This window comes from Luteibacter sp. P1_D3 (assembly GCF_056406135.1).
On sequence record NZ_JBFUAT010000076.1, the window covers coordinates 1 to 4,778 of the forward strand.

3 protein-coding genes are annotated in these 4,778 nt (G+C 55.4%); all 3 read left to right on the top strand.

The window, feature by feature from the left end:
• Positions 1-2,048 (top strand): thioesterase domain-containing protein (locus tag AC1DYM_RS22745; RefSeq protein ID WP_477342288.1); only part of this gene is annotated, 2,048 nt, incomplete at its 5' end.
• A 97-nt stretch (positions 2,049-2,145) separates the two neighbouring features.
• Positions 2,146-3,462, top strand: a complete 1,317-nt coding sequence (locus AC1DYM_RS22750) for an ABC transporter permease (protein ID WP_477342290.1) — start codon at positions 2,146-2,148, stop codon at positions 3,460-3,462.
• A gap of 61 nt (positions 3,463-3,523) precedes the next feature.
• The gene (locus AC1DYM_RS22755) at positions 3,524-4,723 is read left to right on the top strand and encodes an ABC transporter permease (RefSeq protein ID WP_477342292.1); all 1,200 of its coding nucleotides are present in this window, start codon (positions 3,524-3,526) and stop codon (positions 4,721-4,723) included.
• Positions 4,724-4,778: the final 55 nt, after the last annotated feature.

Consider the following 4,778-nt stretch of genomic DNA (forward strand, 5'->3'; position numbering starts at 1 on the left):
GTCTTCGCGAGGCCCTGTCGGGAACGCTGGCGGAGTACATGGTCCCGAGTGCGATCGTGACGCTGGCCTCGCTGCCACTGACACCCAACGGCAAGCTGGATCGCAAGGCGCTGCCGGCACCGGAGGCGGAGTCCTACGCGGTGCAAGCGTACGAAGCACCGGAAGGTGCGGTGGAGGAGGCGATCGCGGCGGTGTGGTCGGGCCTGCTGGGCCATGCCCGGGTGGGTCGCCACGACAACTTCTTCGCCTTGGGCGGCCACTCGCTGCTCCTAGTTCGTCTGGTCGGCGCCTTGAACCGCCGTCAGTTTGGTACGACCATCGCGGAACTATTCACGCATCCGACAATTGCCAGCTTCGCAAAGGCTCGAGCGAGATCGGACGACGCTGCAAGCACTCGTGCGATAGCCATCCGGGCCGAAGGGAGTCACTGCCCTCTGTTCATGATTCATGACGGAGAAGGAGATCTATTTTATGTGCCCAAGCTTGCAGAAAATCTTGATCCATTAACTCCTGTGTACGCACTTCCCCCTTCTTCGCCTGCAGAACCGATCTTTAAGACGCTACAGGCGAAAGCGGCGCGGTTGGTACGCCTGATTCTCGAGGTGCAGGCATCGGGACCTTATTACCTTACCGGGTGGTCCACCGGAGGTTTGCTTGCTTACGAGGTTGCATATCAGTTACGGGGTATGGATCAGGAGGTAGCGTTCGTCGGCCTGCTTGACACCTTTTATAAGCCAACAATTCCAACTGAAAGACACATTCTTGATAACACTACCGATTTCTTTCGCAACGTCATCACGGAAACGGCACGGGAAGCCGGGTTGCCGTCATCAGTTGAGAAAGAATTCAGCGGCGATCTGAAATCAATGGTCGATTCCGCGCATGGCTACGGCCTAATTGACGAGTTCAGGGGGAAACCTCTGGCACATATCGAGCACTACCTTGAATCGAGATTGTCGTTAGCCCACGCACAAGCGGACTATGAGGCACGAGGGTTTGATGTAACCATGCACCTGTTTCGCGCATCGGGAGGTGACGCATCGAGGCCGCTACGAGGATGGGAGAACGTCCATCCAAAGCCGGACATCCGCGTCATAGACGTTCCGGGGACGCACCTGACAATGGTGGAAGACCAATACGTAGGGGCTCTGGCCGCTTCTATGGACGCCGTGCTCGAGATTGCGCGAGCGACACGTCGCGCACCATCTCACACACCTCTCTTCCTGCCTCTCCAACAGAGCACGTCTGACGGCCCGGTCCTTGTAATGATCCCTGGTGCAGGAGCGAGTGTGACGGTATTCGCCGATCTCCTCATGAGAATGCCTGCTGGGATGGATATCTACGGCCTTCAACCTCGCGGACTCGATGATGAAGCATCCGTGCCCTACTCAACGGTAAGAGCCGCGGCGGAAGCCTGTGTCCGGCAGATTGCGGGGACCATATCCGCAGGTACTATCCATTTGGTCGGCCATTCGTTTGGAGGTTGGATCGCGTGTGAGGCAGCCCTCTTGCTCGAACGAGAGGGATATCGGATTGGGTCAATGACGCTCATTGACTCCCGAACCCCTGACGGCGAGCAATCCCCTGATCACGATGACATAGATATCCTTCTTTCCCTCTCTGAGATATATGAGGAAATGGCAGGTCGGCCCATTGAAATCAGTCGCTCCATGCTGTCGTCCTTAGCGCAAGGCGAGCGTGTGGACCACATGCACCGCGTGCTTGTCAAGCATTCGTTATTAGATCCGCGCGTGGACCGAACCTTCATATCGAACGTAATAAAAGTTTTCTCGGCAAATACACGTTCGACGTTTACGCTTACCGATCGCTCGGACAGAAAGGTGATGCTTGTCCTCCTCGAGGAGGGGAACATACCAAAACACGAGAACCAAAGACGACACGAAAAGATGGTCCGGGGGTGGCAACAGTTTTTTCCGCACTTGACCCCGATCTTAAGCGCCGGTACGCACATGACTGGACTAAAAGAGCCGTATGTTGCAACGCTCGCGCCGATCATCATTGAATCCGTCAGCCAGGGCGAGGCTTGAGCAGGACGGCCCGCAGCGAACACCGAATTAACGCCTGCTTCGCTTCCTAACGCTTCCTCGTTTGACTATCATGACACGATCAAGAAATGGACATGCAATGACTTGGTATTATCTTACACTGGCGGTGCGGAACTTTAGGAAGAGTCCGATACTCACCTTGCTAATGGTGGTCGCGATCAGCGCGGGAGTCGCCGCATCTATGACGACTCTGTCGCTGATTCAGGCAGCGTCTCGCGATCCAGCGCCGACGCGATCTTCTGTTCTCTTCTTTCCTCTAATCGATAGCGCAGGGCCGGAAGGTCGAAGCTCGGGAAACGAGCCGCCACCAAGCTTCCCCTATAGCGACGCCATGGCTCTCATGCGTGACCACCGCGCCGCCCGGCAAACGGCTCTGTATCCCGTTTCGCTGGTACTGCGTCCACTGGCAAGTGAACGGCGACCCCGCACACTGAACGGACACGCTGTGTATTCGGATTTCTTTGCGATGACCGATGCGCCATTTCAGTTCGGCGCAGCCTGGGGCGCGATGGATGACGACAAGAGTGCATCGGTCGTCGTTATTGGGAATCGCTTGAACGAACAGTTGTTCGGCGGAAAGAATAGCGTGGGGCACGAGATTACACTGGGACAACATGCGTACCGCGTCATCGGCGTTCTCAAGGACTGGAACCCTCAGCCCCTGTTTTACGATCTGGCGAATGGGTCAACCTTCGGAACTGAGGATCAATTCTTCATTCCGATGACTTCGTCCATTGCCGGTAAGATTCAGACGGCCGGGCCCTTCGTTTGTTCTTCCACTCTTCCTGCTAATGCAGGCTTCGACGGAATCTTGTCTTCCAATTGCACCTGGATTTCAATAATGGTGGAGTTGCGCACGGCCGAAGAGCGAGCCAAGTATGATCATTACCTTAGACAATATTCCGGCTACCAGCGTGATAGCGGACGCTTTAACTGGCCTCCTAACTATCGACTACGCGGACTGCTTGAGTGGTTAGAGTTTGCTGAAGTCGTCCCGTCAGACGCGCGGTACTCGTTTGTCGTGTCCGCGCTGCTTTTGCTAGTATGTATTGTCACGACCACTGGGTTACTCTTCGCAAAATTTCTTCAGAAGACCGCAGATATGACGATTCGTCGCGCGCTGGGCGCGCGTTCGGTGGACATTGCCAAGCAATGTTTTGTCGAGGCAGGAACGATTGGTCTATTTGGCGGCGTTCTCGCAATCGCTTTAACCCTGGCTGGGGTGTCGGCGGCCAAGAGGCTTCTCCCCGACGAGCTCGCTCCGCTCGTTCATGTAGATATTGGAATTTTTACCGGGGCCCTTCTGCTTTCTGTCATGTCGACGCTTCTAGCCGGGATCCTTCCCGTCGTGAGAATGCTCCGACTCCAACCATCTATGCAGATAAAGCAAAACTAGGGCCGCCGTGAAACTACATCCAATTGTCGCCGCCCTGAAGAAACATAAGGCCGGCACCGCCATGATCGTTCTCCAGATCGCCTTGACACTTGCTGTTATGTCAAATGCGATGTTCATGATTCAGATCAAGTCCGCACGGATGGGGCGGCCTACCGGAATCGAAGAAGACCGAATTGTTTTCGTACATAGTGATGACAGCGGTTCGACGACGTCTGCGGCACCCGACGCGGTGGCTTCGCGCATTCGAGCGGATCTTCAGGCGATCATGCATGTCGACGGGGTGGAAAGTGCCTATGCATCGAATGCTCTTCCACTCAGCGATCTTGGATGGCAGTTGCAGGTGGGATTGACGCCTGGAAACATCCGTAACTCACCAATCTCTTTTTACGCTGCAAATGCAGATACGATCCAAAGCTTGGGATTGAGACTCCTCGAGGGACGCAACTTTACCGCGGAGGAAATACAGGCTAAAAAAATGTCTGACGTGATGCAGCCGCCAGTTGTAATCATTACTCGACAGGTGGCAGAGCGTCTGTTCGGACAATCCGATCCCTTGGGAAAAAGCGTGTATTTCTCCGGCGCAACAGCGCCGAGCAGGGTTATCGGTGTCGTTGATAGGTTGCAATCGCCCTTCAGTCAGGCCCGGAGCGACAACATGGTATGGGGGGCAGCGTTGATTCCGTGGATGTTGATTTCACCGGAGCGTTATTACGTCGTGCGCTCAAAGAGCGGCGTCCTAGGGCGAGTTGCGGCAAGAGTTGAGGATGCGCTCTATTCGGTCGACCCCTTGCGCGTCATTCCTGATGGTACGGATGGTGCTGCACGCGGCGTAATCACGTTCAAAGATATTCGGGAACAGGCGTATCGCGGAGATGTCGCGGTTTCTTCCCTGACAGCAACTGTCGGCCTTGTGCTGCTGTTTACCTGTTCCGCTGGTATTGCTGGGCTTTCAAGCTTTTGGGTTAGGCAGCGTCGCCGTCAAATCGGCGTTCGCCGTGMTCTGGGCGCCACGTCGAACGACATACTTCGCTATTTTCTCGTAGAGAACCTGATTCTGACTGGCACTGGCGTGCTTCTCGGGGCGGGACTTGCGTTTGTATTGAACGTTTATCTTATGCAGTCGCTCGAGCTTCCACGCTTGTCCGCCGGTTACGTCGCTATCGGCACTGTCGTGATGTTTGTCGTAAGCATCTGCGCTGTGCTTCCGACTGCTCTGAGGGCCGCGCGTGTCCCCCCCATCACTGCTATCAGAGATATCTAGATCCTGGCTTCAACCTTTGTATTAACAGGTAACGCACGCCGAAGGCGTGTGGTGC

Bases quoted from the DNA above. Each gene is read 5' to 3' on its own strand.
- AC1DYM_RS22750 (WP_477342290.1), top strand. From the start codon at position 2,146: ATGACTTGGTATTATCTTACACTGGCGGTGCGGAACTTTAGGAAGAGT.